At 32.7% G+C, this 25,191-nt stretch carries 28 protein-coding genes and 2 pseudogenes; 11 read left to right on the forward strand and 19 right to left on the reverse strand.

All coding sequences use genetic code 11. From position 1 onward, the window contains the following. Nucleotides 1–275: 275 nt before the first annotated feature. The 8 genes and pseudogenes from MOO47_RS00155 to MOO47_RS07715 all read left to right on the forward strand — a co-directional run. Complete coding sequence (locus MOO47_RS00155) at nucleotides 276–419, forward strand: hypothetical protein (RefSeq protein WP_249512821.1); 144 nt, start codon at nucleotides 276–278, stop codon at nucleotides 417–419. 90 nt (nucleotides 420–509) lie between these two features. Next, complete coding sequence (locus MOO47_RS00160; RefSeq protein WP_249512820.1) at nucleotides 510–731, forward strand: ComC/BlpC family leader-containing pheromone/bacteriocin; 222 nt, start codon at nucleotides 510–512, stop codon at nucleotides 729–731. A gap of 407 nt (nucleotides 732–1,138) precedes the next feature. Further along, nucleotides 1,139–1,777: a helix-turn-helix domain-containing protein gene (locus MOO47_RS00165; RefSeq protein ID WP_249512819.1), complete on the forward strand. Its 639-nt coding sequence runs from the start codon at nucleotides 1,139–1,141 to the stop codon at nucleotides 1,775–1,777. Nucleotides 1,778–2,150: 373 nt separating this feature from the next. After that, nucleotides 2,151–2,882, forward strand: a complete 732-nt coding sequence (locus tag MOO47_RS00170) for a CPBP family intramembrane glutamic endopeptidase (protein ID WP_249512818.1) — start codon at nucleotides 2,151–2,153, stop codon at nucleotides 2,880–2,882. A 646-nt stretch (nucleotides 2,883–3,528) separates the two neighbouring features. Continuing rightward, nucleotides 3,529–3,681 carry a hypothetical protein gene (locus MOO47_RS00175; protein ID WP_249512817.1) on the forward strand — a complete coding sequence of 51 codons (153 nt, stop codon included), beginning with the start codon at nucleotides 3,529–3,531 and terminating at the stop codon, nucleotides 3,679–3,681. A 508-nt stretch (nucleotides 3,682–4,189) separates the two neighbouring features. Beyond that, complete coding sequence (locus MOO47_RS00180) at nucleotides 4,190–4,444, forward strand: hypothetical protein (RefSeq protein ID WP_249512842.1); 255 nt, start codon at nucleotides 4,190–4,192, stop codon at nucleotides 4,442–4,444. Between the two features lie 74 nt (nucleotides 4,445–4,518). Continuing rightward, nucleotides 4,519–4,854, forward strand: a complete 336-nt coding sequence (locus MOO47_RS00185) for a hypothetical protein (RefSeq protein WP_249512843.1) — start codon at nucleotides 4,519–4,521, stop codon at nucleotides 4,852–4,854. A gap of 187 nt (nucleotides 4,855–5,041) precedes the next feature. Next, nucleotides 5,042–5,194, forward strand: a pseudogene (locus tag MOO47_RS07715) (putative mucin/carbohydrate-binding domain-containing protein); the annotation flags it as partial. Nucleotides 5,195–5,422: 228 nt separating this feature from the next. Here the strand turns inward: MOO47_RS07715 and MOO47_RS00190 are convergent. The 4 genes and pseudogenes from MOO47_RS00190 to MOO47_RS00205 form a co-directional block, all read right to left on the reverse strand. After that, nucleotides 5,423–7,351 (reverse strand): copper-translocating P-type ATPase, encoded by a 1,929-nt coding sequence (locus MOO47_RS00190; RefSeq protein ID WP_249512844.1) that lies wholly within the window; start codon nucleotides 7,349–7,351, stop codon nucleotides 5,423–5,425. Next, complete coding sequence (locus MOO47_RS00195) at nucleotides 7,348–7,728, reverse strand: cupredoxin domain-containing protein (protein WP_249512845.1); 381 nt, start codon at nucleotides 7,726–7,728, stop codon at nucleotides 7,348–7,350. The genes MOO47_RS00190 and MOO47_RS00195 overlap by 4 nt, the downstream gene beginning before the upstream one ends. A gap of 21 nt (nucleotides 7,729–7,749) precedes the next feature. Beyond that, complete coding sequence (locus MOO47_RS00200; RefSeq protein WP_249512846.1) at nucleotides 7,750–8,190, reverse strand: CopY/TcrY family copper transport repressor; 441 nt, start codon at nucleotides 8,188–8,190, stop codon at nucleotides 7,750–7,752. A gap of 65 nt (nucleotides 8,191–8,255) precedes the next feature. Beyond that, nucleotides 8,256–8,606, reverse strand: a pseudogene (locus MOO47_RS00205) (SDR family oxidoreductase); the annotation flags it as partial. 168 nt (nucleotides 8,607–8,774) lie between these two features. Here MOO47_RS00205 and MOO47_RS00210 point away from each other — a divergent pair. Continuing rightward, nucleotides 8,775–10,253 carry a GH39 family glycosyl hydrolase gene (locus MOO47_RS00210; RefSeq protein WP_249512847.1) on the forward strand — a complete coding sequence of 493 codons (1,479 nt, stop codon included), beginning with the start codon at nucleotides 8,775–8,777 and terminating at the stop codon, nucleotides 10,251–10,253. Nucleotides 10,254–10,760: 507 nt separating this feature from the next. Here MOO47_RS00210 and MOO47_RS00215 read toward each other — a convergent pair. The 4 genes from MOO47_RS00215 to MOO47_RS07725 form a co-directional block, all read right to left on the reverse strand. Continuing rightward, nucleotides 10,761–11,441: a 4'-phosphopantetheinyl transferase family protein gene (locus MOO47_RS00215; RefSeq protein ID WP_249512848.1), complete on the reverse strand. Its 681-nt coding sequence runs from the start codon at nucleotides 11,439–11,441 to the stop codon at nucleotides 10,761–10,763. Between the two features lie 107 nt (nucleotides 11,442–11,548). Further along, the gene (locus MOO47_RS00220; RefSeq protein WP_260523907.1) at nucleotides 11,549–13,372 is read right to left on the reverse strand and encodes an MFS transporter; all 1,824 of its coding nucleotides are present in this window, start codon (nucleotides 13,370–13,372) and stop codon (nucleotides 11,549–11,551) included. A 58-nt stretch (nucleotides 13,373–13,430) separates the two neighbouring features. Then, nucleotides 13,431–14,036 carry a hypothetical protein gene (locus MOO47_RS07720; protein WP_396022041.1) on the reverse strand — a complete coding sequence of 202 codons (606 nt, stop codon included), beginning with the start codon at nucleotides 14,034–14,036 and terminating at the stop codon, nucleotides 13,431–13,433. Between the two features lie 30 nt (nucleotides 14,037–14,066). Next, nucleotides 14,067–15,083 (reverse strand): AMP-binding protein, encoded by a 1,017-nt coding sequence (locus tag MOO47_RS07725; protein ID WP_396022042.1) that lies wholly within the window; start codon nucleotides 15,081–15,083, stop codon nucleotides 14,067–14,069. 320 nt (nucleotides 15,084–15,403) lie between these two features. On the opposite strand from MOO47_RS07725, the gene MOO47_RS00230 reads away from it, so the two are divergent. Both MOO47_RS00230 and MOO47_RS00235 read left to right on the forward strand, forming a co-directional pair. Next, nucleotides 15,404–16,522 carry a condensation domain-containing protein gene (locus MOO47_RS00230; protein ID WP_249512849.1) on the forward strand — a complete coding sequence of 373 codons (1,119 nt, stop codon included), beginning with the start codon at nucleotides 15,404–15,406 and terminating at the stop codon, nucleotides 16,520–16,522. Between the two features lie 18 nt (nucleotides 16,523–16,540). Next, nucleotides 16,541–17,584 carry an aldose epimerase family protein gene (locus tag MOO47_RS00235; RefSeq protein ID WP_249512850.1) on the forward strand — a complete coding sequence of 348 codons (1,044 nt, stop codon included), beginning with the start codon at nucleotides 16,541–16,543 and terminating at the stop codon, nucleotides 17,582–17,584. Nucleotides 17,585–17,933: 349 nt separating this feature from the next. Here the strand turns inward: MOO47_RS00235 and MOO47_RS00240 are convergent, their stop codons facing one another. The 11 genes from MOO47_RS00240 to MOO47_RS07640 all read right to left on the reverse strand — a co-directional run bounded on the left by MOO47_RS00240 (nucleotide 17,934) and on the right by MOO47_RS07640 (nucleotide 25,188). Further along, nucleotides 17,934–18,077 (reverse strand): hypothetical protein, encoded by a 144-nt coding sequence (locus MOO47_RS00240; protein ID WP_249512851.1) that lies wholly within the window; start codon nucleotides 18,075–18,077, stop codon nucleotides 17,934–17,936. Next, a complete protein-coding gene (locus MOO47_RS00245; protein WP_249512852.1) occupies nucleotides 18,070–18,726 on the reverse strand; it encodes an ATP-binding cassette domain-containing protein in 657 nt (218 codons plus the stop codon). Before MOO47_RS00245 ends, MOO47_RS00240 begins: the two co-directional genes overlap by 8 nt. 17 nt (nucleotides 18,727–18,743) lie before the next feature. Next, nucleotides 18,744–19,385, reverse strand: a complete 642-nt coding sequence (locus MOO47_RS00250; RefSeq protein WP_249512853.1) for a hypothetical protein — start codon at nucleotides 19,383–19,385, stop codon at nucleotides 18,744–18,746. Nucleotides 19,386–19,466: 81 nt separating this feature from the next. Next, nucleotides 19,467–20,144 carry an MFS transporter gene (locus MOO47_RS00255; RefSeq protein WP_249512854.1) on the reverse strand — a complete coding sequence of 226 codons (678 nt, stop codon included), beginning with the start codon at nucleotides 20,142–20,144 and terminating at the stop codon, nucleotides 19,467–19,469. Continuing rightward, entirely contained in the window at nucleotides 20,141–20,689 is a 549-nt protein-coding gene (locus MOO47_RS00260; protein ID WP_249512855.1) for an MFS transporter, read from the reverse strand. Before MOO47_RS00260 ends, MOO47_RS00255 begins: the two co-directional genes overlap by 4 nt. Nucleotides 20,690–21,333: 644 nt before the next feature. Then, entirely contained in the window at nucleotides 21,334–22,182 is an 849-nt protein-coding gene (locus MOO47_RS00265; RefSeq protein ID WP_249512856.1) for a helix-turn-helix domain-containing protein, read from the reverse strand. A gap of 65 nt (nucleotides 22,183–22,247) precedes the next feature. Beyond that, a complete protein-coding gene (locus MOO47_RS00270) occupies nucleotides 22,248–23,129 on the reverse strand; it encodes an MDR/zinc-dependent alcohol dehydrogenase-like family protein (protein ID WP_249512857.1) in 882 nt (293 codons plus the stop codon). A 1-nt stretch (nucleotide 23,130) separates the two neighbouring features. Then, on the reverse strand, nucleotides 23,131–23,559 hold the full coding sequence (locus MOO47_RS00275) for a hypothetical protein (RefSeq protein WP_249512858.1): 429 nt from the start codon (nucleotides 23,557–23,559) through the stop codon (nucleotides 23,131–23,133). Nucleotides 23,560–23,561: 2 nt separating this feature from the next. Then, a complete protein-coding gene (locus tag MOO47_RS00280) occupies nucleotides 23,562–23,834 on the reverse strand; it encodes a hypothetical protein (RefSeq protein ID WP_249512859.1) in 273 nt (90 codons plus the stop codon). 977 nt (nucleotides 23,835–24,811) lie between these two features. Next, nucleotides 24,812–25,033, reverse strand: coding sequence for a hypothetical protein (locus MOO47_RS00285; protein ID WP_249512860.1), 222 nt, complete (start codon nucleotides 25,031–25,033; stop codon nucleotides 24,812–24,814). A 29-nt stretch (nucleotides 25,034–25,062) separates the two neighbouring features. Next, nucleotides 25,063–25,188: a hypothetical protein gene (locus MOO47_RS07640; protein WP_260523908.1), complete on the reverse strand. Its 126-nt coding sequence runs from the start codon at nucleotides 25,186–25,188 to the stop codon at nucleotides 25,063–25,065. Nucleotides 25,189–25,191: the final 3 nt, after the last annotated feature.

Below are 25,191 nucleotides of genomic sequence, written 5' to 3' on the forward strand. Positions count from 1 at the left end.
TGATATCTTAATAATCACAAGCTATTTATCAAAGACACATTTCCCAGGAAATAAATTGTCTTATGAAATACAAATCAAGCTATTATAAAAACATATATCTAATCAATTTTTACAAGTAATATTTACAAAAAATATAAACAAAAAAACTGTTATAAAAAAAAACATCATTGGTCTTAGTCTTATATTATGAACTAGTATTGTCTAAAATTACCAGCTTGAAATTTATATTTATATTAACTAAGTTTGAAATAAATAAAAAGAAAGGGGGTAATGATATGCTTAAAAGTAATTCTAGTTTACAAAAGTTTCAAAGTATTAATTCTCAAAGTTTATCTCTAGTCATTGATGGAAAAAAACATGGCTTTTGGTGGACATGTGGTGATGCTGTAGGTAGTTTTTTATCTGGATTAATTAATTAAATATTTTGAACCAAACTTGGAAAAGAGCATGTCATATTATATGAAAGAAAAATTTCATAAATTATTTAAAAATTTCAGAGCACGCCCCAAATGGCAGCAAGTAATGATTATTTTGATCTATTTTTTTGTTTCTGGTATTTTATGACAAATAAAGTCATGGAGAGGTTAAAAATGAAAACCAATCAATTAAACAATTTCAAAGCAATTGATGATACAAATCTACAATCTGTAAATGGAGGCTATAATAGAGCCGCACATACTATCGGACATATAGCAAAAGTGGGCATTGCATTTCTTCCCCTCCTATTTTGAGGATGACGGTTAACTAAATTAGTTAGGAGATAATTAAGTGATGAATCAACTCATAAAATTTAACACCATAGATGATAAAGATCTTTTAAACATTGCAGGTGAAAAGTGGTATCAATTCGCTATAGATTTTGTACACGGCTTTAATAGTAAGGGGCACAAATTTTGGTAATTAAAGTAATTAATTAAATCTATATCTTTACTAATAACAGCATTAAACAAATAATAAAACCTGGGAAGCTAATTCAAAAAATCTGCCTCTTGGGTTTTATTATTTGTGTAATATTATTATTATGGAAAATTAGAAAATTATTCATTGCTATTGATATATGTATCATCAAAATATATTATAAAAATATGTTGATATGTTAAAAATTTTTACAAAAAAATAATAGTAATGGAAAAATAATATGGATCTTGGAGAAAAAATAAAAAATAATCGCCAAAAAAAGCATTTAACTCAAGAACAATTGGGACAAAAAATGATGGTTTCACGTAAAACTATTTCCGGTTGGGAAAATAATCGTAGCCTACCTGATATTAAAACCTTGCTCGAATTAAGCAAAATTTTCAATATATCTTTAGATAAGTTAACTGAAGATGACACAGCTATTACGGAACATTATGAAAAGCAAGAGAAAGCAACTCATCGTAATACTTATATAGAATATATTTTATATTTTTTACTTATTTTTTTACTAATTTTTAGCTACTTAAAATTATTTGGTCTTATTCAACAAATTAAGTTTGTTTCCTCAACAATGTTAATCGTACTAATAGTATACTTACTATTTTTTACTGAATGGCAAAGATTTAAAACAAAAAAGAAATTAGTTTGGCTACTAATTTTCCTTGCAGGGTCTCTAATATTTAATATTGTAATAGTTTTACCGGATCCATATGTCCTACAATCATTTTCTAATGATCCCGTTGTCAATCTAGGGGAAACTATAAGTCTCTTACTGACAATCATCATGAATACACTGTCTTTAATTGCAGTACTGATGTTACATCCTACAATCAATCGAAAACTTAGTGGTAACGACTAAAACCGTTTAGAAATCTATGGAAATAAGACTGATGTCCTCCTTCAACATTAATTAATTCTTTTTCTTTATCACTCAAAATTTTAAATTGATCACTTTTTTTCATTATGATGTAAATCCTCCTTTTCTCCACTTTGAATGGTAGTTCAATTTACGTAACAAGGTCAAGCTGTGTTTTTAAGACACGATAAATAATGAATATTGCTAGATTTTATACAAGTCTTAAATAATCAGCTTGCACTTCTTTTTTTATATTTATTAGAATACTCAATATTAATAACTGAACGGAAGTAAAATAATGCGAAATTAGCTCGCAATATTTTGCAGGCTGATTTTTTTAAATTAGTAATAAATATTACACTGGAGCGAAAACATAATGAGTTTAAAAAAGAAAATTACTGCTGCAATTATCTTGATTCTGGTTTATTTTATGGTTGGACATGTTTTGATTCATCACGTTGCCGAAAATTCACTACGCTACGGGATCAGCAGATTTTTATTTGAAGTTTTTTTGGCTTTAATTGCTTTATACATTATTAAAACAACTAAATTAGTACTTACATCGCCCCAACACAGACATTGGGGTAGTTATTTAGTCGTCTTAATTCTCATTGTATTAATTTCTTTCGTACAAAATATTCCGGAAGATATTGTGCTCACTTTTCAGTATTCGCTACCACAACAAATCAACTTTTTATTGATCGCGCTAGCTGCGGGAATTTTTGAAGAAGTTTATTGTCGTGGATTGTTATTCAATATTTTTCTTCAATTAATCAGCAAACGGCAAAATAATCTAGTATTAGCAGCAATTTACAATAGTGGTATCTTTGCTCTCTTGCACTTCAGCAATTATTTCTTTCATCACCAAAACTTGCAAGTAACTTTACAACAAATTGTTTATGCTACTGCTATTGGAACTCTTTTTTCTTTGATTAGAGTGCTCGCCAACGGACTAACGCTCCCCATTATTATTCACGCTCTGATCGACTTCACCCCTAATATTACGGGCAACAGTAGCGGTGGCAGCTGGTTAGTTGTGCTAATTTTCAGTGGATTATTATTTATTCCATCAATAATAATACTGGCTAAACTCGGTAAAACTTGTTGAAATAAAAAAGTTAACTACCACTATTAATTGCCATGAATAGCAAAATTTAAGAGTGACACTGAATTTAATATATACGTATCACAATTAAGAAATAATTTCTGCAGGAAGCTGACTCATCGGGGGAAATGTGAACTTAAGTTAGACTATCGTTTATTTCTTTTTGAAACTATCACTATTATTTGAAGATTAGTTACTGCATAAACTCTTTTTACAGCAATTATTTTTTTTAAATAATTGTACTTTAATAAAACGCAAAATTTATCATCAAGAAGAATTTTAGCAATAATTAAAGCATAAAATAATCAAATTATTATAAATAAACTATCAATATTTACCAAAAATAATAAAATATTTTAGATTTAAGCTTTATTAATGAGAAGAACAATTAAAAATAAGATTACTTTTTAGCATAATTTTTAAAAAATCACAAAATTCAATTTTGCTGAATCATACCCTGCTGCACTCTTTTTTTATTACTTAGCTCTGTATTTTTATTTTTATAAGCTCAAAATTTTTCATCATTATCAAAATAAATATTTTAACATTTTGATTTTTGCAAATATAATGGTCATTCTATTCTTTAAAAATGGAGTGAACACAAAGTATCACTAGCTTATCCGAACCAACTTGGATTGAAAATTCTAGTATGAGCAAAGGTAAATATCATGATCGTCAAGATCTAGGGTTTATTTTATGGGAAAGTAAAGTTTTAAAAGTTCGCCAAGTTAATCCAGACTTTCAAGATAAATTAACTTTACGATTATTAGGTTTTGACTCCAAAATGGAACGTAACTTCTAACTGCAAAGTATTGGTGCTGATAGTCCGTTAGTTCCATTTATTGATACCCCTTATGGCAATACTTCTGCCAAAATTGAAGATAATCACAAAGAAAAACTGTTACCAATTTACATGAACATGGTGATCAAACAACTTTTTTTAAAACTTGGAATGATTATGATGCCAACTTTGCTTTGATTAAAGGCAGTTATTTTCAACTATTAATACCTAAATTAGATAAAAAAAGGTTCGACACCTACAAGATTGCAAAAACTTGGACGAGTTAATCGAACACTATAACGAGTTATTTGTTTTTTATAACAAAATAGCTGTTTTTGATGCTTCTATCTCATTGAATTAAAGCAGTCAAAATCGCTATTTCTTAAAAGATGATGCTCAAAGTGCAGATGGCGCTTATTATAGTGATCAATGGGAAACTAATCTGCCAAAGCAACTGACATGTGGTTGAAGAAAAATGAATGGGTAACACTACACGAATTTGCTCACGGTTACCAAGCAGGTTTTGAGGATGTTGGAATTTACACTGGCGAAGTGTCCAACAACTTATTTGGTGTTCAGTATCAATACACCAAAATATGGTAAAAAAGCTAATCCAAGTGTCTGGCTCTTTAATTATGGCAAAAAAGATGCTAACGAAAATGGTTTATACAAAGATTTGATTACGGATCATGGTACGTATAATTCTATTGATTTACGTGGCAAATTGATTTTATTGACCATGCTGAAGCAAAAAGCTGGCGATGATTCCTTTACCAAGATGTAACAAAAGTATCATCAATTAGCCACCCAATCCGGCTTTAACAAAAACAACTATCCTTTGCCAGATTTCCAGATTTGATGAATCAAGTTTATAGTGAAAATAGTCATCAAGACTTTACGCCCGTTTTGCAAAAATGGGGACTCAATCTGGACAATAACCAAGCTTATAAAAATCGTGCTGCCAATTATCATGCCGTTGCTTCATTAGCTGATGTGGTTCCTAAAAACCAATTATCTCGAGCACATGCCTTACTAGATGACAAGATTTTGATCAACTCGAACTTTGAGATAGTGCAAGATCAAGATATTGTCCCGATGAATCTGCATGGCAATTTAACTTTGAACTTAAGTGATGACGATCTAAAATCACTAACAGGTACCAAGATTTATCTTAAAGATGTGTACAAGTCGTAACAACACAAACAATTAATAGCGACACTGTCAATTTTAAGAATGTTGCTAATGGAATTTATATCCTTGACTTTGATGGTCAACAAATGGATAACTATTTGCCTGAGCAAAATTATGCCTATGTTAAAGAATCTAATAATACAGCAAATATCCAATTAACCAAAATCAATAACAGCAGAAGGTTAAATTTGACAGTACAATTTTAGGCACAAATAACCAGACTGGTTCCACAAATATTTCTTTAGCCGTTGGTGATATTATCGAAGTTTACCATGCTGAAACACAAACTCGTTTGCGCAGTAGCGACGATATTACCTACAAAACTAATAAAACTAATCAATAGATAGTCACCAAATAGGGCTTGCAAAATAAGACTTTTAAAAACGATCCACAACAAGATTTATTTAATGAAAGAGATTGTGCAACAAAATGTTTAAAACAAGCTTTTAGTTAAGCCACAAAAAACAGCTAATCAAAAATTGATTAGCTGTTTTTATTATGTCATGTATCTAAAGACAAAATTATTTCCGACTATATCCAAATCTGATCACTAACAAAATCAAAAAAATATTTAAGCAGTTTCAACTTTACTGGTAATTTTTGCATTATTTAACAACACGGAATTAGTAACGACTGACAAGGAACTCAATGCCATCGCTAATCCAGCAACTTCTGGGCTCAACGTCAAACCCAAACCATAAAAAACACCTGCAGCAACAGGGATTCCTAAAATATTATAAATAAACGCCCAAAATAAATTCAGCTTGATTCGGTCAAATATTTTCTTACTCAGTGCCAATGCTTTATCAACGTCACGCAAATCATTTTTAACTAGCACTATACCGCCTGAATCAATAGCAATATCTGTTCCTGAACCCATCGCAATGCCCACTTCCGCTGTACTCAAAGCTGGCGCATCATTAATCCCATCACCAACAAAAGCCACCTTACCATTTTCTTGTAGCAACTTTACTTGCTTGGCCTTATCGTTGGGCGTAACTTCAGCTATCACTTGCTCAATTCCGACTTGATTGGCAATTGCTTGTGCAACACGTTGATTATCACCGGTTAACATTACTGTTTTTAAACCGCGCACTTTTAAGGCATTGAGTGCCTCTTTAGAAGTCTCTTTTGGTACATCCTGAATAGCAATCAAACCAATAACATGCTGATCCAAGCCAACTAAGACGACCGTCTTAGCTTCGTCTTGTAAACTAGCCATTTTTTGCTGCAATTCTTGTGTCATATCAAAGTTATGTCGTAATTTTTCGTTGCCGACAAAAGCCTGTTGTCCTTTGACTTTAGCAAAAACACCTTGTCCACCAACGGCTTTAAAATCTTGTGCTTGGCCAATAAATAGAGCTTGATCTTTTGCCTCGTCTACAATAGCAGTTGCCAAAGGATGTTCAGAAAATTCCTCCAAAGTAGCGGCAACCTGTAACACGTGCTTGTTATCACCTACAATATCAGTCACTTTTGGCTTACCGACAGTGATCGTACCAGTTTTATCAAAAACAACTGTCGTAATATCATTAACTGTTTCAAGGACTTCACCGTTTTTAATCAAAATACCTAGCTTCGCACCTCTACCAGTTCCGACCATCAAAGCTGTCGGTGTTGCTAAGCCAAGGGCACAGGGACACGCAATGACAACAACTGAAACCGCAAAGTTTAAAGCACTAGCGATACTAACGCCAACCAGCACATGCCAAACTAAAAAAGTGACAATGGCAATAATCAAAACTACTGGCACGAAAATATCAGAAACTTTATCAGTCAACTTTTGGATCGGTGCATGACTGTTCTGTGCTTTTTTGACCAACTCCACAATTTGCGACAACATTGTGTCATCACCAACTTTTTCAGCTCTAAAAATCAAAGTTCCATTGCTATTAATGGTCGAACCAATAACTTTATCGCCAACTTCCTTTTTAATTGGCATGCTTTCACCTGTGACCATCGACTCGTCAATATCGGAACTTCCAGTCAAGATCAAACCATCAACAGCAATTTTTTGACCAGGTTTGACACGGATCTCATCTCCAGTCATGATTTGATCGACTGGTAATTTGACAAATTTACCATTACGTTTAACTTCCGCTTCTTTAGCTTGAAGATCAAGCAACTTCTCAATAGCGTCTGAAGCATTATTACGCATTCGTTCTTCCAGCACTTGTCCCAGTAAAATAAAAGTGATTACAAAGGCAGCACTTTCAAAAAACACTTCCTTGCCAGTAAACATCGCGTAAATACTATACAAATATGCTGTTGTCGTTCCGACTGCTATAAGAGTGTCCATATTAGAATGATGTTTTTTAAAAGATGCCCACGAACTTTCTAAAAATGGCCGAGCTGACAAAGCCATTATGATTGTAGTTAAAACTAACATTGTCCACTTGCTCCCCGGCAACATCCAACCTGTTAACGGTTTCAAGATCATTGTCGCTAGCATCGGTAATGATAAAACTAAAGAGATCCAAAAACGTATAGTAATTTTCATGATTCAACAACGACTTTTCCGTGAAACATATCCATGCCACAAACCCATTTAAATTCTCCAACCTGACTTGTATCAATTTTAACTTGCATTGTTTCATCCTTTGGCAAAATTTGATTAATTCCAAAATCTGGAAAAACCACCCTGTCTAAACAATTCGATGAATCCCTACGAGTAAAATTAATTGTTGCTGGAACGTCTTTCTTTAAGATAACTGTTTCAGGTGAATAACCGCCTTTAACCTCGACATCAATATTTTGTCGATCAGTAATAAAATTGATATCTGCAGCATTTTCTTCAATTTCGTGATTGCCCAAAAACCACCAAATAATAAAACCAATTAACAAGATCCCAACAATTAAAATTATGATCTTAGACATGCTTATTCTCCTATCTTTTTGTCACCAACAACAATTTTTTTCTATTGGCAAGCAATTACAATTGATTTGTTTTGGCGCTGTTTTTATTTTTTCTGTCAGAATTGTCTGCATAGCATGAATATCGTCTTGACTTAATGCAGTTTCAAAAATTAGCTTTACTATTTCTCGACCTTTTTTCATGTCACACATTCTAGAAAACATTTCATCAGTTAGCTGATCCATGGCAGCGCCCTCTGTGATCTGTGGTGAATAGGTAAATCGTCGACCATCTTTAGTGGTTTTTAGAATCTGCTTACTTACCAAACGTCTCAATAAAGTTTTTACGGTCGATTCTGTCCAATCTTTTTTTACACGGATCAAATTACTAATTTCGCTACTACCAGCTTGACCTTTTGTCCATATGATCCGCATCAATTCCCACTCTGACTTTGTCATTTCCGTTGCATCTACAGGTAATGTCATATTGTCATCTCTTTTCGTTTACATTTGTAAACACTAATTATATAATACACTTAAGTTTACATTTGTCAACGAAATTGAATTAATAAATGTCCATAATAATAAGCAGCCGTTGCGCCACCGTCAACTAAAATTGTTGTTCCTGTAATGTATTGCGCACTTTCACCCATAACCAATTCTGCTACATCGGAAATTTCATCAATAGTCCTGGACGACCGGCTGGAGAATTAGCAAACATTTTTTATAAAAATTCCCCCATTCACCGTTAAATTCATCCTGTGCTAACGGTGTTACAATAATAATTGTGGCAGTATCATTTAATCGCGCATGCTTTTCTCACCATTTAACAGCTTCATACATTATTCTCTTTTCATTACAGCGTTTGCCAGCTGATATGCATGCAACGAATTTTTTATTTTCTTACCCCTTCACAAACTTGAACCACATCAATTCCCTACCATTCCAACATCATATATAAAACAGAACTGAGAAATCAACATACAGTATCTACAATTTACACCTGGTTCCCAATTTTTCATTTCCATATAATAGTAATGTAAATTCAATATCAAAGGAGTATCACAAATATGATTGATTTTAACGTGCAACCTAAGAAATCAACACCATTTCCACATTACTGGGAGCAATGCGTTGGTAGTTGTCATGCGTATACAGCTTTACGTGCTGATTATCGCCAGCAACTAAAAAAAGCTCACGACGAAATCGGCTTTGAATATATCCGTTTTCATGGTCTATTTGATGATGATATGAGTGTTTGCATTGAAAAGAAGGATTGGAACGATAATTCTTTAGGCATCGTATATAACTTTGCTAATATTGATAATATTATTGACTTCTTATTAGAAATTGATATGAAACCTTTCTTTGAACTTGGCTTCATGCCTACTTGTTTGGCCTCAGGTGAAAAAACCGTTTTCCATTACAAAAGTAATATTACCTTGCCTAAATCCGATCAAGTTTGGCAAGAATTAATTAGCGCCTTTATTCAGCATATCTTAACTCGTTATGGTCAAAGTGAAGTTGAACAATGGTTTTTCGAAGTTTGGAACGAACCAAATTTAGCTTTCTTCTTTGATGGTACACAAGCAGATTATTTTCATCTATACGAAATTACAGCACGGGCAATTAAAAAATTGGATTCTAAGTTACAGGTGGGTGGTCCGGCAACTTCGATTAATGCTTGGATTCCAGAAATGATCGAGTTTTGTGAGCAAAACCAAGTCCCCCTAGACTTTGTGTCCACACACCACTATCCGACAGACGATCCTTTGTGGGAAAGCGGTTTAAATACTGAAGACTTTTTCAAGCAAAATGGCGCTCAAGAATTAAAGTATCCTCGAGGGGTACTACAAAAAATGACGCAACAAACTAATCAAGAAGCAAAACAATATCCGCTTTATTATACTGAATGGAATGTTTCTGCCTTAGTTGGCGATGCTATCCATGACCAACCTTATGCAGCAGCCATGGTTGCCAAAACCTTAGCCGACAATGACGGTTTAGTGAACGGTTATTCATTTTGGACTTTTACCGATATTTTTGAAGAAAACGCACAAATCCCGGGCGTTTTTCATGGCGGTTTTGGCTTGCAAACTTATAACGGCATTGCTAAACCAACCTATCGCATTTTCCAATTATTTCACCAACTGGGGCAGCAACGTTTAGCTGTCACAAACTCTTCAAAAAATTCAACTGTTGAGCTTCTAGCTGTACGAAAAAACAATGATTTACAATTAATGATTTACAACCACAACACCGTTGATCAACCTATTCAAGCAGAAGACATCACTATTACTTTGAACCATACTAAATCGGATTCATTCACGGGTACTAAAATTCAAATTGATGAACAGCACAGCAATCCATATAAAATATGGCAACAATGGGGACAACCTACCTATATCAACCAAGAAGAACTAACAACTTTAAAAGTAGCTTCTCAATTAAGTATGGAACCATTTACAGCTCAAAACTCGCAAATCACATTAACGATTGATCCTCATGCCTGCGTATTAATTTGTTTAAATAATTTTTTTCAAAAGTAATAATTATTCTTTGAATTTTTAAAAGTTGCTAATCTTGTGTCGCCAAATAATCTAATAGAGCAAACACTGATTATCTGAGATTTCATTCGTACCCATGCAAAGCATTTCATTTTGCAAATATGTTTGGAATAATTTGATTTTGTAACTCCCCTTAAGACAAGCCCACTTCTTTGACTGGTGCTTTAACCACAGCATAACTAAACATCTTAGTGTTTTGTTGCGCACCCCAAAGATGGGCTTATTTTTGTACAATAATTCCTGAATCAAGAATTGCTTCTATTGAATCCAAGGCATTTGATCATTGGGACTACCTAAAATCACCAAAAACTCTGTTTTTGAAGCTTTTGACAAAATATGTAACTATACTAGATGATAAAATAAACACTTTATTATCCTTACCTTCGCCCAATCCAAGATAGTTCCTGGGCTTTCATTTCTTAGATGATTTATCTAACAAAAAATGCCACCAATTTTGATTATTTGATAGCAAATTCATTGTTCTATTTCTTAATACTCAACAGTATTATAAGTTGTGGGCAGTTTACCCGATAACAAATCTGATTGTGACATTTTGTATAATTTAATTGGTTGTAACACTCCTTTACTACAAATGGATTGCCAATACGAATCAGCCAGTTGTTGACTTTTTAAATGATGCTCATCTACCAAATCATTGAGAACTGACATTTGCAATAAAGTCTCATTCAATCCAGTTCCCAACGCTTTACACAAAGCTTCTTTACGCGTCCATAATCTAGTAAATTCTATTTTATAAGCAGTACTTTGTTGTAGATAAGCTTTTTCTTCTGGTGCAAAAAATTTGTCAGCTAAAGTGGCTGTGTCTAGCTTAATTACTTTTTGTATGTCTAAACCTACACGCATAGTGCTGAAAACACAACCAACATAAACTCCGCTATGACTAACATTAAAATTAACATCGGGATAGTCCTTCAAAAATGGCTTACCAAAATGATCACGTACTAAATTAGTTTGGATAACTTCTTGTTGAATATAAAAAAAATTATTAAGCCCGATTGTAATCAGTCTTTGTCCTACTAGCATGCGCAATTCATCCAAAGGATAAATATAATTTCTATCCTTTGTTAAGACTGGATAATTATTCAAATTACGTAAAGGCTCAATAATAATTTCAGATTTGTCAAGTTCAAAAAGTAATTCTGTAAACATATATATATCCTTAATTTAATTATTTTATCAAAGTAAAAAGAAAACAAAACCAAATATCACAATTACTTTGGTTTTGCTTTCTAGAAATAGCGATTCAACAAAATTCATTAAGCTGTTTGCTTTTTGTAATCAGTCCACCAGGTGATCGGGGAACAAAGCAATACGATGATCGCACCTAACAAATAAGTTCTACTAAAGGCTTTGGTTAATTGACGATTCTTTTGATGCTTAATACCCTTCAAGACTGACTTCAATTCTTGCTTTTGAGCCAATAATTGTGTGCTCGTTAACAACTTCTTTTGCGCTCCAGCCAAGGAATCAGCACCACTAGCTAATGGTTGAATGATTTTAGCAGTAGGATTATTAGTTTTTGTTGCCAAAGCATTAAATTGCGTTAAACTATCATTCAACTGATTAGTACCTTTAACCATTTGCTTTTGCGCTTGATATAATTGCCCAAGTGAACTACTTTTCTTTGGTGTCGGCAAATTGTTCGTCTTTTTAGCTACTTTAGTAACTTTTGTTTTGAAACCTTTAGTGCTAGTCTTTATATTTTTACCACTTGAATTATTTTTAAAGACACTTCTAATTTCGTTTTTAGCCACTTTTTTAACCTGTGGTGACAAACGATGATCTTGAATAATTTGAATTGAATTATCTTTAATATCATTTTTAGAATTAATCACATTATTATTTAAAACAGTTACTAACAAAGCAACCCCTAAACAAGTACCAATCTGGCGCATAGCATTCACGATTCCTGAACCAACACCAGTTTTTTCTTTCGGCAAATATTTTACCGAGGCGACTAACGATACTGACGAAAAACCAAAACCAAAACCATTAACAACCAAGAAGATTACGATAATAACGGTTGGTGTGTTAGTTTTGACCAAAGATAATAGCCACAAACTGCAAGCTATGAGGATTAAGCCCATAAATGTAATAATCCGTGCTCCCATTGCATCCAAGATTTTGGTACCTAAAGGCATTGCAATAACTACCGTCAAGGAAACTGGAATAATAATGATTGCAGCATGCAAAGGTGTGTAGTTCAAAACATCTTGCAAGAAGTAATTAATAATCAACATAGGACAAACCAATGAGAAACCAGTGACAAAGTAAACTAAACTGGAAGCTGTTAAAGTTTTTTCTTTCAGTAAATGCAACTCTACCAATGGCGAAGCAACTTTCTTCTCAACAAGATAAAAGACGAATAAAGCTACCACACCAACAGCTATACAAGTAATAATAACTGGTGAGGTCCAACCATATTGACGACCTTCTAGCATACCAAAGACTATGCCACCTAAAGAGATGGACAAAGCCAACATTCCTAGCCAGTCAACATCTCCTGCTAAAGTTTCATCATACGATTCACTAATGAAGAAAACAGTAATTAAAAGAGCTAAAGCTGCCAAAGGAATATTAATACCAAATACCCAACGCCAAGTACTATATTGTAAAATAATTCCGCCAAGTGCTGGTCCAGCCGCAGCCGCTAAAGCGGTAATAGCGCCGACTACACTAGAAATTTTAGAAGTATTTTCTTTACCAAATATTTCAACACCCATCGGTAAAACGATCGGGGTAATAATTGCTCCACCAATTCCTTGGAAAAAACGGAAAACAATCAAAGTTAATAATGAAGGTGCAAACATACAAGCAGCTGAAAAGCCACCAAATAGTAATAACCCAATCAACATGACCTTTTTTCGACCGTAGCGATCAGCTAATTTTGATCCAGTGATCATAAATACAGCCAATGCTAATGTATAGATGGTTGTCACCCAGCTAGTATTATTTAAACTGGCATTAAACTGATTCATGATTTTGGGCAAAGCTATGTTGATAATAGTACTATCCAGCGTTCCCATGAACATGGCAATCGTTAAGCCAATGAAACTAATTATTTTTTTCGTATTCCCCACAACTACTTCATCTCCATTATATATATAATCTTAAATTTAAATATTCAATGATAACTAACTAATTTTTGCTACCACCACCTTTAGCTAAATACAAGTCGCAATTAGCTTGTCGCATAATTTTACCAGTAGCTGTTTTCAAAATTTGTGGTACAAATAACACTTTAGTTATTTCAACTTTAAATTGGCGGGAAGCTTGCGAATAAATAATCTTTTCAAAATCTTTTTTATTATTTTCAAATGATTCTTTATCTTCTACTAAAACTACAATATGATCTTGATCATCATAATTAAAATTAACACTTGCCAAGGTTAAATTGCGCAGCTCAGAGATACTAGTTAAAAAATTATCCAAATCTTGCAAAAAGAAATTCTCACCATTGGCGATGATCATTTCTTTTTGTCTCCCAGTAATATATAACTGTCCTTGGTACATAAAGCCGATATCTAAAGTGTTAAAGCTACCATCCAATTCACAAATAGCACGCTTTTCTGCTGGACTAATGTAACTGGAAGCAATACTAGGACCAGCTAAATGAATCAGACCAATATAACCTTCTGGCAATTTATTGCCTGTTTGGTCTCTAATGCTTAGTTCAAAAGCTGCAAAGGGGTGCCCTTGTGACACACAAGTTAAACTAGCATTCGTTTTTTGTGGTACAAACACTGCTTTATCACCAACTGCTGTCTGATCTTTTTAGATATAGACTTCATCTAAGGGCTGTCCAACCTCAGATAAAGACACTAATTGCGTTTCCGTTAAGCCATAACCACAAGAAATCATCTCTTTAGAAAAACCATTTTGCGAGAATTGGGCTACAAACTTATCAATTAAATCCAATGATGTGGGCTCAGCGCCCATGATCAAAAGCCGCAAACAACTCAAATCATTATCTACACTAAGCTCATTTTGCAAGCATAACTTATATCCAAAGTTAGGCGAAGCACTAATCGTCACTTCATATTTAGCAATCAATTCTAGCCAAATACTAGGCTTTTGCAAGAAAATATTAGCAGGCAAAATATATTGATCCATTTCATGAAAAAGTGCAATGAAATGTAGCGACAGCCCGAGAATATGATTTAACGGCAACCAATTCAGAAAACTATCTTGGCGAGAAACATTGACACTTTTAGAAATGGTTGAAAGATCCGAATACAAATTATCATCCGAATAGATAATCCCCTTGGGTGTACCAGTTGTACCAGAAGAAAAAAGCATGATCCTTTGATCACTGGAAGAAGACTGCAAATCCAATGGCAAATGTTGATCATAAGCTGCCATTAAAACATCTTCTTCCGTAATTGTCATTGCATTCTTATTTAAAAAAGAACTTTCAGAATCATCTGCAATCTTTTTTAAGTAGGAATTATACGGCTTATTAAAAATAAAATGAACATTTTTTATCGTATTGGTTACTAATTTCAAAAAACTAAGCTGGCGCTTAGAATAATCAATTGCACATGGTGCTGGGATGATATCTCCTAAGATACACGCCCAAATCAATAACAACGTTGCCTCAGGTTTAATGGTTTGGATCGCCAATGTTTCTCCCGGATGAATATCATTTTTGCGCAGTAATGTCAGCACTGACAAAGAACGTTGAATAAATTCTTGATAAGAACAATATTCTTTGTTTTGTCCATCAATAAAATAAAAACCTCGATCATTAGTTTGCGCTGTAGCTAAAAGTACATCTTGCAAATTATGCATAAGACAATCCCCATATCATCTAAATTAAATAAATTCTATTAATAAATTATCACTATAAGCTATAAACTTTGAACGTTAATCTAGCTCCATGAAATTGCTCACATAACACCATTAATAATAACCCATTAGCAATATTATCAATTATATGTGCTGTACACCTCGTTTAGTATAATCAATCTCAAACAAAAATCAACTCTAAATATTAGATCCGTACAGATCAATTATTAAATGAATATCAGTAAATAAAAAAACATTGATTATAATTAATACGTATTGTAAAATGACCCCGAAATTATCCTTGTGCAATAGGAGATGAGCACATGAAACTTTTTTGTATACCTTATGCAGGTGGCACCACCTCAATTTATTTTGAGTGGAAAAAACTTTCCCCACAGTTGCGCGCACGTTTTACTGATGGTCAACAAATGATCGTCACTGTTCCTTCAATCAAGGATATTTTTAAGAATTGGCTATGGTATTTCCCTAACAGTTTTTATGATGAATCAACGATTTTAGCTGGCGTTGATTCTTTAGAAGGTAGTCTAAATATTTCAGAAGGTAAAATTTTCAAAGTCGCCGTGTTTCAAAATGAACATCAAGACATCATTACTTTATGTGCACATCAGTTAGTCATGGATCACTTTTCTTTCAGAATCCTAGTAGAAGAATTTTTTAAATTGCTTACAGAATATTCGCAAAAAGGCACTATTTCAAAGCATCTCATTGATAATTTTCGAGAAAACTACAGTTTTGAAAATTGGATTAACTATAAGCAAACAACGTATCAACCCACCACTAATGACATTATCAAACCAGAGACTAATAACTTCAATCCCTTTCTCAGCATGGACTTCCAAGAAGAAAAAATTGCTCTTGGAAAAATATCTTTACCTAAAAACATTGAAAGTTACCTACTTTGGACAATGGAACAAGCATTTTATCAAGAATTACAAATAGAAAATCGTGCTATCATTCTTGGAAATAATGGACGAATTGCCTCCTTAATGGCTGGTAAAGATATTTCTAAAACTATTGGACGTTTTGGCTGTATTGCGCCGTTTGCCATCAGCCATGATGACAGTGTGGAACAAATCGCCCACAATCTCAAAAAATTTAATGATGGCTATGGCGAAAACTTCCTATGGATAAACGATAAAAACGTGGAAAAGCACTCTACGATCACATTCAATTGGATGGGTGATTTTAGTAAGACTTTTAATATGGGATTGCCCATCCAAGTTATGAATCCTAACGCATTAAATACTTTAGACTTGTATTCCCGTGAAAATTATCCTTTCCATTTAAAAGTCAGCTCCTATATTAATGGCGCATATTTATATCTATCTTTCCGTTATGATACGCGCAATTATTCCAAAACAGCTATGAAAGCCACTTTAGAGTTTTGGACAAAGGCCTTATATCAGCACTTAAAAGTTTAAAACGGAAGAGAGCAATGTATGACTAATGCACAAATTAAAGCCCAAACAACATTCTTTGATGAATATCAAGGACAAACAATCAATAAATTTAGTCTGACGAATCAAAATAATGTGACTTTATCGATATTAAACTTGGGCGCCACACTCTATGAAATCATTTTACCTGATGGTAGCAATTTGATTTTAAATTACGCTAAAGCTACTGATTATTTTGCTAATCCGTTTTATGTTGGTATGACTATTGGACGAACTGCTGGCCGAATTGCCCATGGCAAATTCACAATAGCAGGTCATCAATTCCAAGTGCCCACCAATGAAAAAACCACAACGTTACATGGCGGTCCCAACGGTTTTAACACACAAATTTTTGATGGTTGTATTAATACTAACGTTGAAGGTAATCCGGAAATTTTGCTAAAACATACGCAAAAAAGCGTGCTGGATGGATTTCCCGGCAATTTAGATTTACAAATCCACTATACGTTAACAACAGATAATTACATCAATATACAGTTCCAAGCAATTAGTGATGCTACAACATTATTCAATCCTACTGTGCATACGTACTTCAACCTTGGAAATATGTCCACCATTAAAAAACAGCAACTGCAAGTCAATAGTACGCAGTATTTAGAATTAGACGATAATAAAATTCCTACTGGTCAACTACTTGATGTCGCTGATACGCCCTTTGATTTTCGCCAACTCAGACCAATCTACGATAGCTTACAGAAGCTGCAAAGTACGCCGGAACAGGGACTCGACGACTTGTTTCAGATACAACCAAAAAAACAACCTATTGCCACATTAAGTGATCCAGATACGAAACATGGAGTTCGAATTTTTTCGCAACGTAACGGTTTAGTTGTCTTTACTGCTAACTCTTTCACTAAAAATAATATGACCTTTAAACGCACTGATGGCGTCGGCTGGCCCTATTTAGGTATTGCCTTAGAACCACAGACTTTATTAAATTTTGATAAAGATAATATTTTTGAAGACATTATCTTACCAGCTAACACACCAACGACTAAGCAAATTAGTTATCAGCTACTTTTTTGATATTACATCTATAAAAATAATTAGGAAATTAATATATATTTCCTAATTATTTTTATTTTTGACCTCACACTGTTGCATCAGGAAGTTTGATATTGTGTATTAATTTTTATTTAAACATATGAGCAAAATAAATAGCTTTCACTCCTATAATAGCGTGATTATCCAGATACTATCAGTGATATTTATAGGACAGGCTAAAATAATAATTAACATAAAAACTAGTACCACTTAAATTAAATAATAAGCGTAATCAATATATAGCAGTGGATTTACATAATTATTATAATCAGTTGATTCGAATAACCCTTATTCTTGTTATAGTGCCAAAATTTCAAACCAATGTTAACCATTATTTTCTTTTTAAATTATTAATAGCCTGGTTAATTTGCTGAATTTCGGCAACGGAAGCCTGGGGATCACTCATTAATTGATCTTTTGTAAACTGCAAACGTAACATTTCATCCGCAATTGCTGGTTGTACCTGTTCAGTCATCGCCAAAAGTTGTTGCTTGCTTATGGATAATTAATTGCTGCTCAGTCACATCGGCTGCCCAAGTTTGATCGTGACTGATCAATAATATTGCTCCCGGATATTCATGCAAGAAATCTGCCAAAGCTGCTTTAGTCTCTAAATCTAGATAATTAGTCGGCTCATCTAAAATTAATAATTGTGGCGTTTGCAACAATAGTTTAGCTAACTGCAATCGTACCAACTGTCCACCACTTAATTGTTCAGCTCTAAGTTGCAATTTATTATTCAAAGCTAAACCTGCTAAAACAGCATAAATTACATTGTCGACTTGTGTAGATGCGTTAGTAACATTTTCCAGCACTGTCTGCTTACGATCAAGTGTTGTTAGCTGTTGATTGAAATAACCAATTTGTACATAGTCAGGAACAAATTCGGATTTATTATTAATAATCGTTTGCACCAACGTTGTTTTTCCACTACCATTAGCGCCTGACAACCAAATGTTATCACCATAATATAACTTAAACTGAGCTTGCTTGATTAACAAGCGATGGTTCATATAAACATCCAGTCCGGCTACTTTTAAAACCAGGGCATGTTTACTTGTCGAATGGGTAGGATCAACAAAATGTACAGCAGCCGTCGTTTTATTCCGTTCAATTTGTGGCATAAGTTCCAACCGTTTTTTCAAAGCAGTAGCACTTTTTTGTAATTTTTTTCTCCTTTATCAAAGTGACCGCTTAAACTATTGGCTTTCTTTTCTGAAAATGATAATTTATTTCCATTTACTTTTTTCATGCGCTGAGCCTGCTGTTGGCGCTTAGCTATTTGCTGTTGCAAGCGGTGTACCTCTTTTTGCTGTTGCTGGTATAAAGATTCCTGCTTATGTAGTTGTCGTGCTCTTTGTTGCTTAAATTTAGCATAATTACCCTTCACAACTGTTAATTGGTGCTGTTCAACGGACCAAATTTCAGTAGCTGAGTTTAGTAAATTTAAATCATGACTAATCAACAGCACTATCCCAGAAAAATGCTGTAATTCTTGTTTTAACCACTGTTGTTGCTGCGGATCTAAATTAGCTGAAGGCTCGTCTAACAACAAAACAGCTGGCTTTTGCTGCAAAGCTTTGACAATCAGTGCTTTAGTTTGTTCCCTACCACTCAAATCAGCCTGATCCATAGGGATTTGCGGAACATAGGCCACATTACCGGTCACTTGAAGTTGCGAATGACCAGTTCTAATGGCTGTCAAGATTTGCTGAAAAAATGTTGTTTTACCAGTCCCGTTATTGCCAATTAAAGCAATCCGCGCTTTTTTTTTGCGAAACAACTAAACGAGGATAATTGAATAAAAATTGATTTTGATAAGAAATGCTGCCTGCTGCAATAATTAACATTTAGTAACTCCCCACTAATTGAAACTAATTAACTTAGCAACCCGCTTATCAAAAAGCATCACTAACGCTACTATCAGCATTAAACTGCCTATACCAAATACAGTTTGGGAATTTGGTTGCTTAATAAAACCGGATAAGGCAGCCGAAATTGGTCCCAGCGCGCTAAAAATTGAAAAAATAATACCAAAAGTTATGCCTAAATGGCGATTATCAACTTGTTGTTGTACTTTAGTAATGAAGATCAAACTAGACAAAAAGTTAAAAATCCCATAAAACAACCATGCAATAATCAAAATCATCAGCTTAATAAATTCATTGGTGATTATCATAAATAATAGTGACATGAAAACGATTCCTACCGCTTGTAATACCAAATAAATAGTATACCAATAAGCGTGCTGGAGAAAATAGTCCGAAAATTTAGTCATAATCAGACCACAAATAAAAGCAGCGATTGCTATCATTAATTCTTGTAAAGAATAAGCAAAAGTATAATGCTTAAATTGCTTATTTAGATACATCGGCATCAAATAATAAAAAAGCCAAAAACTCAAGTTCAGTAAACATGCATAGGGAAACAAGATCTTGACAATCGGAAATTTAAAAACTTTTTGGATATTGTGCCAACTGGCTTTAAGATTCAGCACAGTTAAAATTGACGAATGATGATTCAACTTTTGTGGAATGGTCATTTTAAAAAAATGATAAATAAAGTTGCCATAATAATTAATATCGTAATCATCAAATAAACTAATCGTGGACGCACAATCATAATAAGAATTCCACCAACGCCTGCGCCAGTGATCGAAGCGAGCTGATTAGCAGTACTGACATAAGTATTATTACTAAATAGTTCATCATCTGTTTGCGATATATTAGGAACAATTGCTTGAATAGCTGGCGTATAAAACGCACCAAGCAGGCTCAATAAAAAGGATAACGATACAACCAAATACCGAATATCATGTAAAACTAAAACAAATATTAAAAAAACCAGAAAACCAAAGCTGCGTATTACACTAGTTACTTTAATAATTTTATCACGTGGATAATTATCTGCAAAAACTCCGCCGATTGGTGATAACAAAACATTAATAATACCAACGCTACCAAATAATGCCACCAGTCGCTGATCTTTAGTAATTTGCGCAATGTACCAAATTGTATAAACATCAAAAGATTGAATCGCTACATTGCTCAAAAAATCATTAAAAACTAACTGCCAAATTTTTTTCAAATGAACGGCACCCCCAGGTACTTATTTCTCTTAGCAATATTTTCTTCTGTAATAAGATCTTCTACAAAAAATGGCACATATTGCGAACTAACTACTAACTAAAGGATGTAGATCTTCACTAAATACCTTTAAAGTAAAACCCTTATTTTTAAAAGGGATTTTTTTGACAAAATTTTAGATCTATTTGTTGAAATTCAAAAATATTATTTAGTTCATAGTTGATTATATCATTAGTGTCAGGGGGATTGACCAATATAAAAACAGCGTAACTATTCTAAATAAAATATTGGCACAAAATCTGTAGCATAAAAATCAATGAAAATATATTCCTAATTATTATGTTTTAAATTCTGGTATATTACTTCTAACTCATCACAATTAAAACTATCGCTCCATAAATTGCTAAAATATTTCTACGTGGCATCATTATTTTATCTCTCCAAAAAAATTATTATTATAGATAAATATTTATCCAATATCTGATAGAAATGAAAGTCATTAATAACACCTGTAAGAAGTTAATGTATCACTTAAAAATAATAGCCAATCAGCACTTAAGATGAATTTTATGTAAATTTAATGCGTTACACTAACTATCAGAATAACGTATTAAATAAACGACTAATTTTTTATTACATTCATAATTAAACTCGCTTGCTATCCATATCAGAATAAACATCATAACGGGCTTTATATTTTTTAGCTTCATCGGCATTGCCCAAACGTTGGTAACAATTCATAATCATTAAAGCATACTCTGGTAGCATGAAATATGATTCTAGTAATATCACTCTATTTAATCCTGGTAACAAAACATCTAGGGCATCATAGTCTTTATTAAGTTTATATAAAGCTAGCCCATACTGATAATTAATCACATTCAAATTTTCGCTTTTATTTTTAACCAAATGCAAATTGGACCTTGCACTAGAAAAATATCTTAAAGACTTTTCAATATTACCTAGTTCTAGATCTACGACAGCGATAGCATTTAAAAGTAAGACCTCCACTTCAGAAACCGATTTTTTGGATGAGCTTGATGGACCAAAAGCCAAAGCAGTTTTAAAATACCTTTTTGCATTAATTGTGTCATGTTTCAATTGGTATATAGCACAACCGTAGTAATAATAATAAGTTTGAAAATCATTATTCGTACTCAAGTTATCTAATACAACATCTTCATCCATATAGCTAATCATTTCCGAATATTTATGTCGTTTACACAATTCAAATATTTTATTACTAAAATCTGACCCACTATTTAAATTTAATTCTGTTTTTAAAAAAGAATTATCTAGATTAATATTCAATCGATCACATAACTTCATAAATAAAACAACATTAGGAATATATGTCCCGCGTTCAATGCTACTAATCATTGGCTGTGAACAAATCCCCTCTGCCAAATCATGTTGTGATATTTTGGCATGTTGACGACCCCGACTAATTATTAGACCAATTTGTTGTTTGATCTCATCTTCATGAGTAAGCATATAAAAACACCTCTTGATAAGTAATTTAAATCCCTATACTTATCATACACTTTAAATGTTTCTATCTAACTAAATATTAATATATTTCGTCCACGACTAGGCTTTGTACTTTGAAATGTAAATGCTTCTTTAACTTCGTCAATAGGAAATAACTTATTTATTGGCGCTATAAGCTCGCCCATACTTATCTTTTGTAATAATTGCATATATTCCTTAGGTAAAATGGGTTCGCTAACAAAATTAATTTTACTACTATTATTTATGACAAGACTCAATATATGAAAACCATTATCCACATACTTTGATATAGCATCATAGTCACCAGCAATATCAATTATCAAAGTATTATCTTGAGTCAAACTTTGTTTATATGACTGACTAGACACAGACAAATTTAATTCAGAAACTTTTTTATTGAAATAATCTTTCGAAATATCTCTAACAATTGGTATGGTATTAATATCATCAGCTTTCAAAAGTTGCAAAACACCTAATCCAATAACCGAATCTGCCCCTAATATCACAATATTATGCAAATTACTTTTCTTTATTTTCTTATATATTACTAGCGAAGTATCAAGCCCACCAATTAAAGTAGCTGCTACCTCATTTGACACCCTTTCAGGTATAGGTATAGCCAATGGTGGGAAATTAGAAATCACTCTTTCTTTATATGTTCCCGAAGGATTAAATATTAAAATTCTTTTACCTAATAATTTGTTAGAACGTAGCGTACCTACTCTAATAACCTTACCAACAGCACCATACCCCATAACATTAGGATATTTTACAGGTATTTTACCTTTTAATTTCATCACATCATAAGGCAAGATAGGCATCGCCATCGTCTTAACTTCAATTGATGTTGTTAAAAATTGATCCGGCTCCACGTTACTAATTTCTATGGACTGAGTACCAGTGACACCAGATTGGATTATCGCTTTCATATCAAATAAATTCCCCCTGTTCACAAAGAATTCTTAATGCACTTAAATTATCCCTAAAAGCATTTTGTGTAATAGGCTTGATCAATTGTGCTATAGGCAAAAAAGCATTTTTTTCTTTTAAATACAATGTCTGTGATACACGAGTAGTATTCAATTTAACTTGGCTAATTAACCAATCAACACGATATTCTACGGTACCAGTTGTGAATACATAGCTTACAATATCATTATTACTGTAGACACTTACTATTTCCTGCTTATTTAAAGCAGCACCTCTTCTAAGAATAATGAACTGATTATTATCAATTGAACTAATATCGGATATTTCATGATTCCATTTCAATAGATTTTCAATATTAACTATAATGTCTTTAACATGATTACTATTACTGTTAATAGTAATTTCATTCGTAAATAATTTTACTTCCATTACTAAATCTCCAATTCTATATTAGGATCTAAACGCATGAGCATTGCCATAGCTTCAAATTTTCTTCGTTTATCTAACTGACTAACAGGTACAATATTCCTTATTTTATCTAAAATATTTCTAAGCATTGTAAAGTTATTAGTTAATTTGTATGCTTTTGCTAAAGAAATCATATATTGAATCTTATTGGGGGATAATTCATTGGCTTTTTCCAAAAAATAAACAAACTTATTCTGGTCCCCCGTTAAGTTATAATAATTGCCTTCGACATACATAAGTTCCGCATTATTATCATCTATATCATGTACAGCCTAATTTATATATTAAATATATCCAACAATTAAGCTAATGTATAATAAGAATCCTTATATAAAAAATAATTATACTTATTTTGATAATACGTTATAATTGCCCATTGATATAGGACATTAACTTACAAATAACAATTTTTAATAGATACTAAAAATCAATAGTATAACAATCTTTTTATTTTATAAAAATACATATTATGTATGATAAACTTAAATTTTTAGGCAAGATTTACGATTTTTTCAACTTATATACAAATTAAAAAAGCAGTCGTCAGACTACTTTTCAACACTATCTGGAACAGATTCTAAAATATATCCTGGTTGCAATATAATACCTGACACAACTTGATCAATAGCTTCAGACAAGTCTTTTTAAGGAAGCTATTCGTTAAATTATCGCAAATCATTATTTAAACAAATAAAGAAATAAACAATTTTCTTTTTTCAAAACAAGCCCTTTCCATTAAAATACAATCATTTGTATCATGCCACAATTAATATTGTAAAAAACAGATTTATAAAATTTACAACTACTCTGCCATCATTTTGTAACTGCTAATTACAAATACTTACTGATGCTACAACCTATAAACCAACAATCAACCAAAGATATTGCAAATAAAATTTAAATAACGCAAGTTTAACGTTAATAAAATAATATTACCAGAATAAATCATTAGCCAGCTAACACAAGTAAATAGTAATTTGTAATAATTGTAAAAAAACTTAAAATGACACAAATTGAAACTCATGATGATACTGTCGAAACGCTCTATTCGAAAAAGAACAAAATATAAGTGATTGTGATTGATTTATATAAATAGCATTAAACTGATAGTTGCATATTATGATCGACAAAATCACTTCAACTATATTGCATTGAGCTAATCGATCATACTTTTTGCACCAAAGTTAGCTACTAAATTATATACGCCTGACAACTATTTACGAATACTTGTTCTAAGATCATTAACTTTATTCGCAATTTGTTCATGATTGTACTCATCATCATCATTACTCAATAAATCTTCAATTCGCCGCAAAACGTCTACATTTACTAAATCGCCATCAGTCACTGCTAAAATAGTTACTAACTTGTGAAAATCAATAAATTCATTAGTCGTTGGTAATTTAAGTTGCGGATGAGCACTCAGCGCTGCCAATAACTTATCTAATAGACCATTAATTAGATTCAGAATCCTTCTTTGGTAGCTTTTCTAGTTTTCCGACTTTGATAATACGGCAAAAACAAAGCCACAATTACTGCTGCCATTTCCGCAAAGCTGGTCATCCATTCCGCTAAACTACCTATTTCCATAAT

It is taken from the genome of Bombilactobacillus thymidiniphilus (assembly GCF_023380245.1).
GTDB classification, from domain to species: Bacteria; Bacillota; Bacilli; order Lactobacillales; family Lactobacillaceae; genus Bombilactobacillus; species Bombilactobacillus thymidiniphilus.

Excerpts from the sequence above, each read along its gene's own strand:
- MOO47_RS00155 (WP_249512821.1), top strand. The coding sequence starts at position 276 with ATGCTTAAAAGTAATTCTAGTTTACAAAAGTTTCAAAGTATTAATTCT.
- MOO47_RS00160 (WP_249512820.1), top strand. The coding sequence starts at position 510 with ATGGCAGCAAGTAATGATTATTTTGATCTATTTTTTTGTTTCTGGTAT.
- MOO47_RS00165 (WP_249512819.1), top strand. The coding sequence starts at position 1,139 with ATGGATCTTGGAGAAAAAATAAAAAATAATCGCCAAAAAAAGCATTTA.
- MOO47_RS00170 (WP_249512818.1), top strand. The coding sequence starts at position 2,151 with ATGAGTTTAAAAAAGAAAATTACTGCTGCAATTATCTTGATTCTGGTT.
- MOO47_RS00175 (WP_249512817.1), top strand. The coding sequence starts at position 3,529 with ATGAGCAAAGGTAAATATCATGATCGTCAAGATCTAGGGTTTATTTTA.
- MOO47_RS00180 (WP_249512842.1), top strand. The coding sequence starts at position 4,190 with ATGTTGGAATTTACACTGGCGAAGTGTCCAACAACTTATTTGGTGTTC.
- MOO47_RS00185 (WP_249512843.1), top strand. The coding sequence starts at position 4,519 with ATGAATCAAGTTTATAGTGAAAATAGTCATCAAGACTTTACGCCCGTT.
- MOO47_RS00190 (WP_249512844.1), bottom strand. The coding sequence starts at position 7,351 with ATGAAAATTACTATACGTTTTTGGATCTCTTTAGTTTTATCATTACCG.
- MOO47_RS00195 (WP_249512845.1), bottom strand. The coding sequence starts at position 7,728 with ATGTCTAAGATCATAATTTTAATTGTTGGGATCTTGTTAATTGGTTTT.
- MOO47_RS00200 (WP_249512846.1), bottom strand. The coding sequence starts at position 8,190 with ATGACATTACCTGTAGATGCAACGGAAATGACAAAGTCAGAGTGGGAA.
- MOO47_RS00210 (WP_249512847.1), top strand. The coding sequence starts at position 8,775 with ATGATTGATTTTAACGTGCAACCTAAGAAATCAACACCATTTCCACAT.
- MOO47_RS00215 (WP_249512848.1), bottom strand. The coding sequence starts at position 11,441 with ATGTTTACAGAATTACTTTTTGAACTTGACAAATCTGAAATTATTATT.
- MOO47_RS07725 (WP_396022042.1), bottom strand. The coding sequence starts at position 15,083 with ATGCATAATTTGCAAGATGTACTTTTAGCTACAGCGCAAACTAATGAT.
- MOO47_RS00230 (WP_249512849.1), top strand. The coding sequence starts at position 15,404 with ATGAAACTTTTTTGTATACCTTATGCAGGTGGCACCACCTCAATTTAT.
- MOO47_RS00235 (WP_249512850.1), top strand. The coding sequence starts at position 16,541 with ATGACTAATGCACAAATTAAAGCCCAAACAACATTCTTTGATGAATAT.
- MOO47_RS00240 (WP_249512851.1), bottom strand. The coding sequence starts at position 18,077 with ATGACTGAACAGGTACAACCAGCAATTGCGGATGAAATGTTACGTTTG.
- MOO47_RS00245 (WP_249512852.1), bottom strand. The coding sequence starts at position 18,726 with ATGCCACAAATTGAACGGAATAAAACGACGGCTGCTGTACATTTTGTT.
- MOO47_RS00255 (WP_249512854.1), bottom strand. The coding sequence starts at position 20,144 with ATGACCATTCCACAAAAGTTGAATCATCATTCGTCAATTTTAACTGTG.
- MOO47_RS00265 (WP_249512856.1), bottom strand. The coding sequence starts at position 22,182 with ATGCTTACTCATGAAGATGAGATCAAACAACAAATTGGTCTAATAATT.
- MOO47_RS00270 (WP_249512857.1), bottom strand. The coding sequence starts at position 23,129 with ATGAAAGCGATAATCCAATCTGGTGTCACTGGTACTCAGTCCATAGAA.
- MOO47_RS00275 (WP_249512858.1), bottom strand. The coding sequence starts at position 23,559 with ATGGAAGTAAAATTATTTACGAATGAAATTACTATTAACAGTAATAGT.
- MOO47_RS00280 (WP_249512859.1), bottom strand. The coding sequence starts at position 23,834 with ATGTATGTCGAAGGCAATTATTATAACTTAACGGGGGACCAGAATAAG.
- MOO47_RS07640 (WP_260523908.1), bottom strand. The coding sequence starts at position 25,188 with ATGGAAATAGGTAGTTTAGCGGAATGGATGACCAGCTTTGCGGAAATG.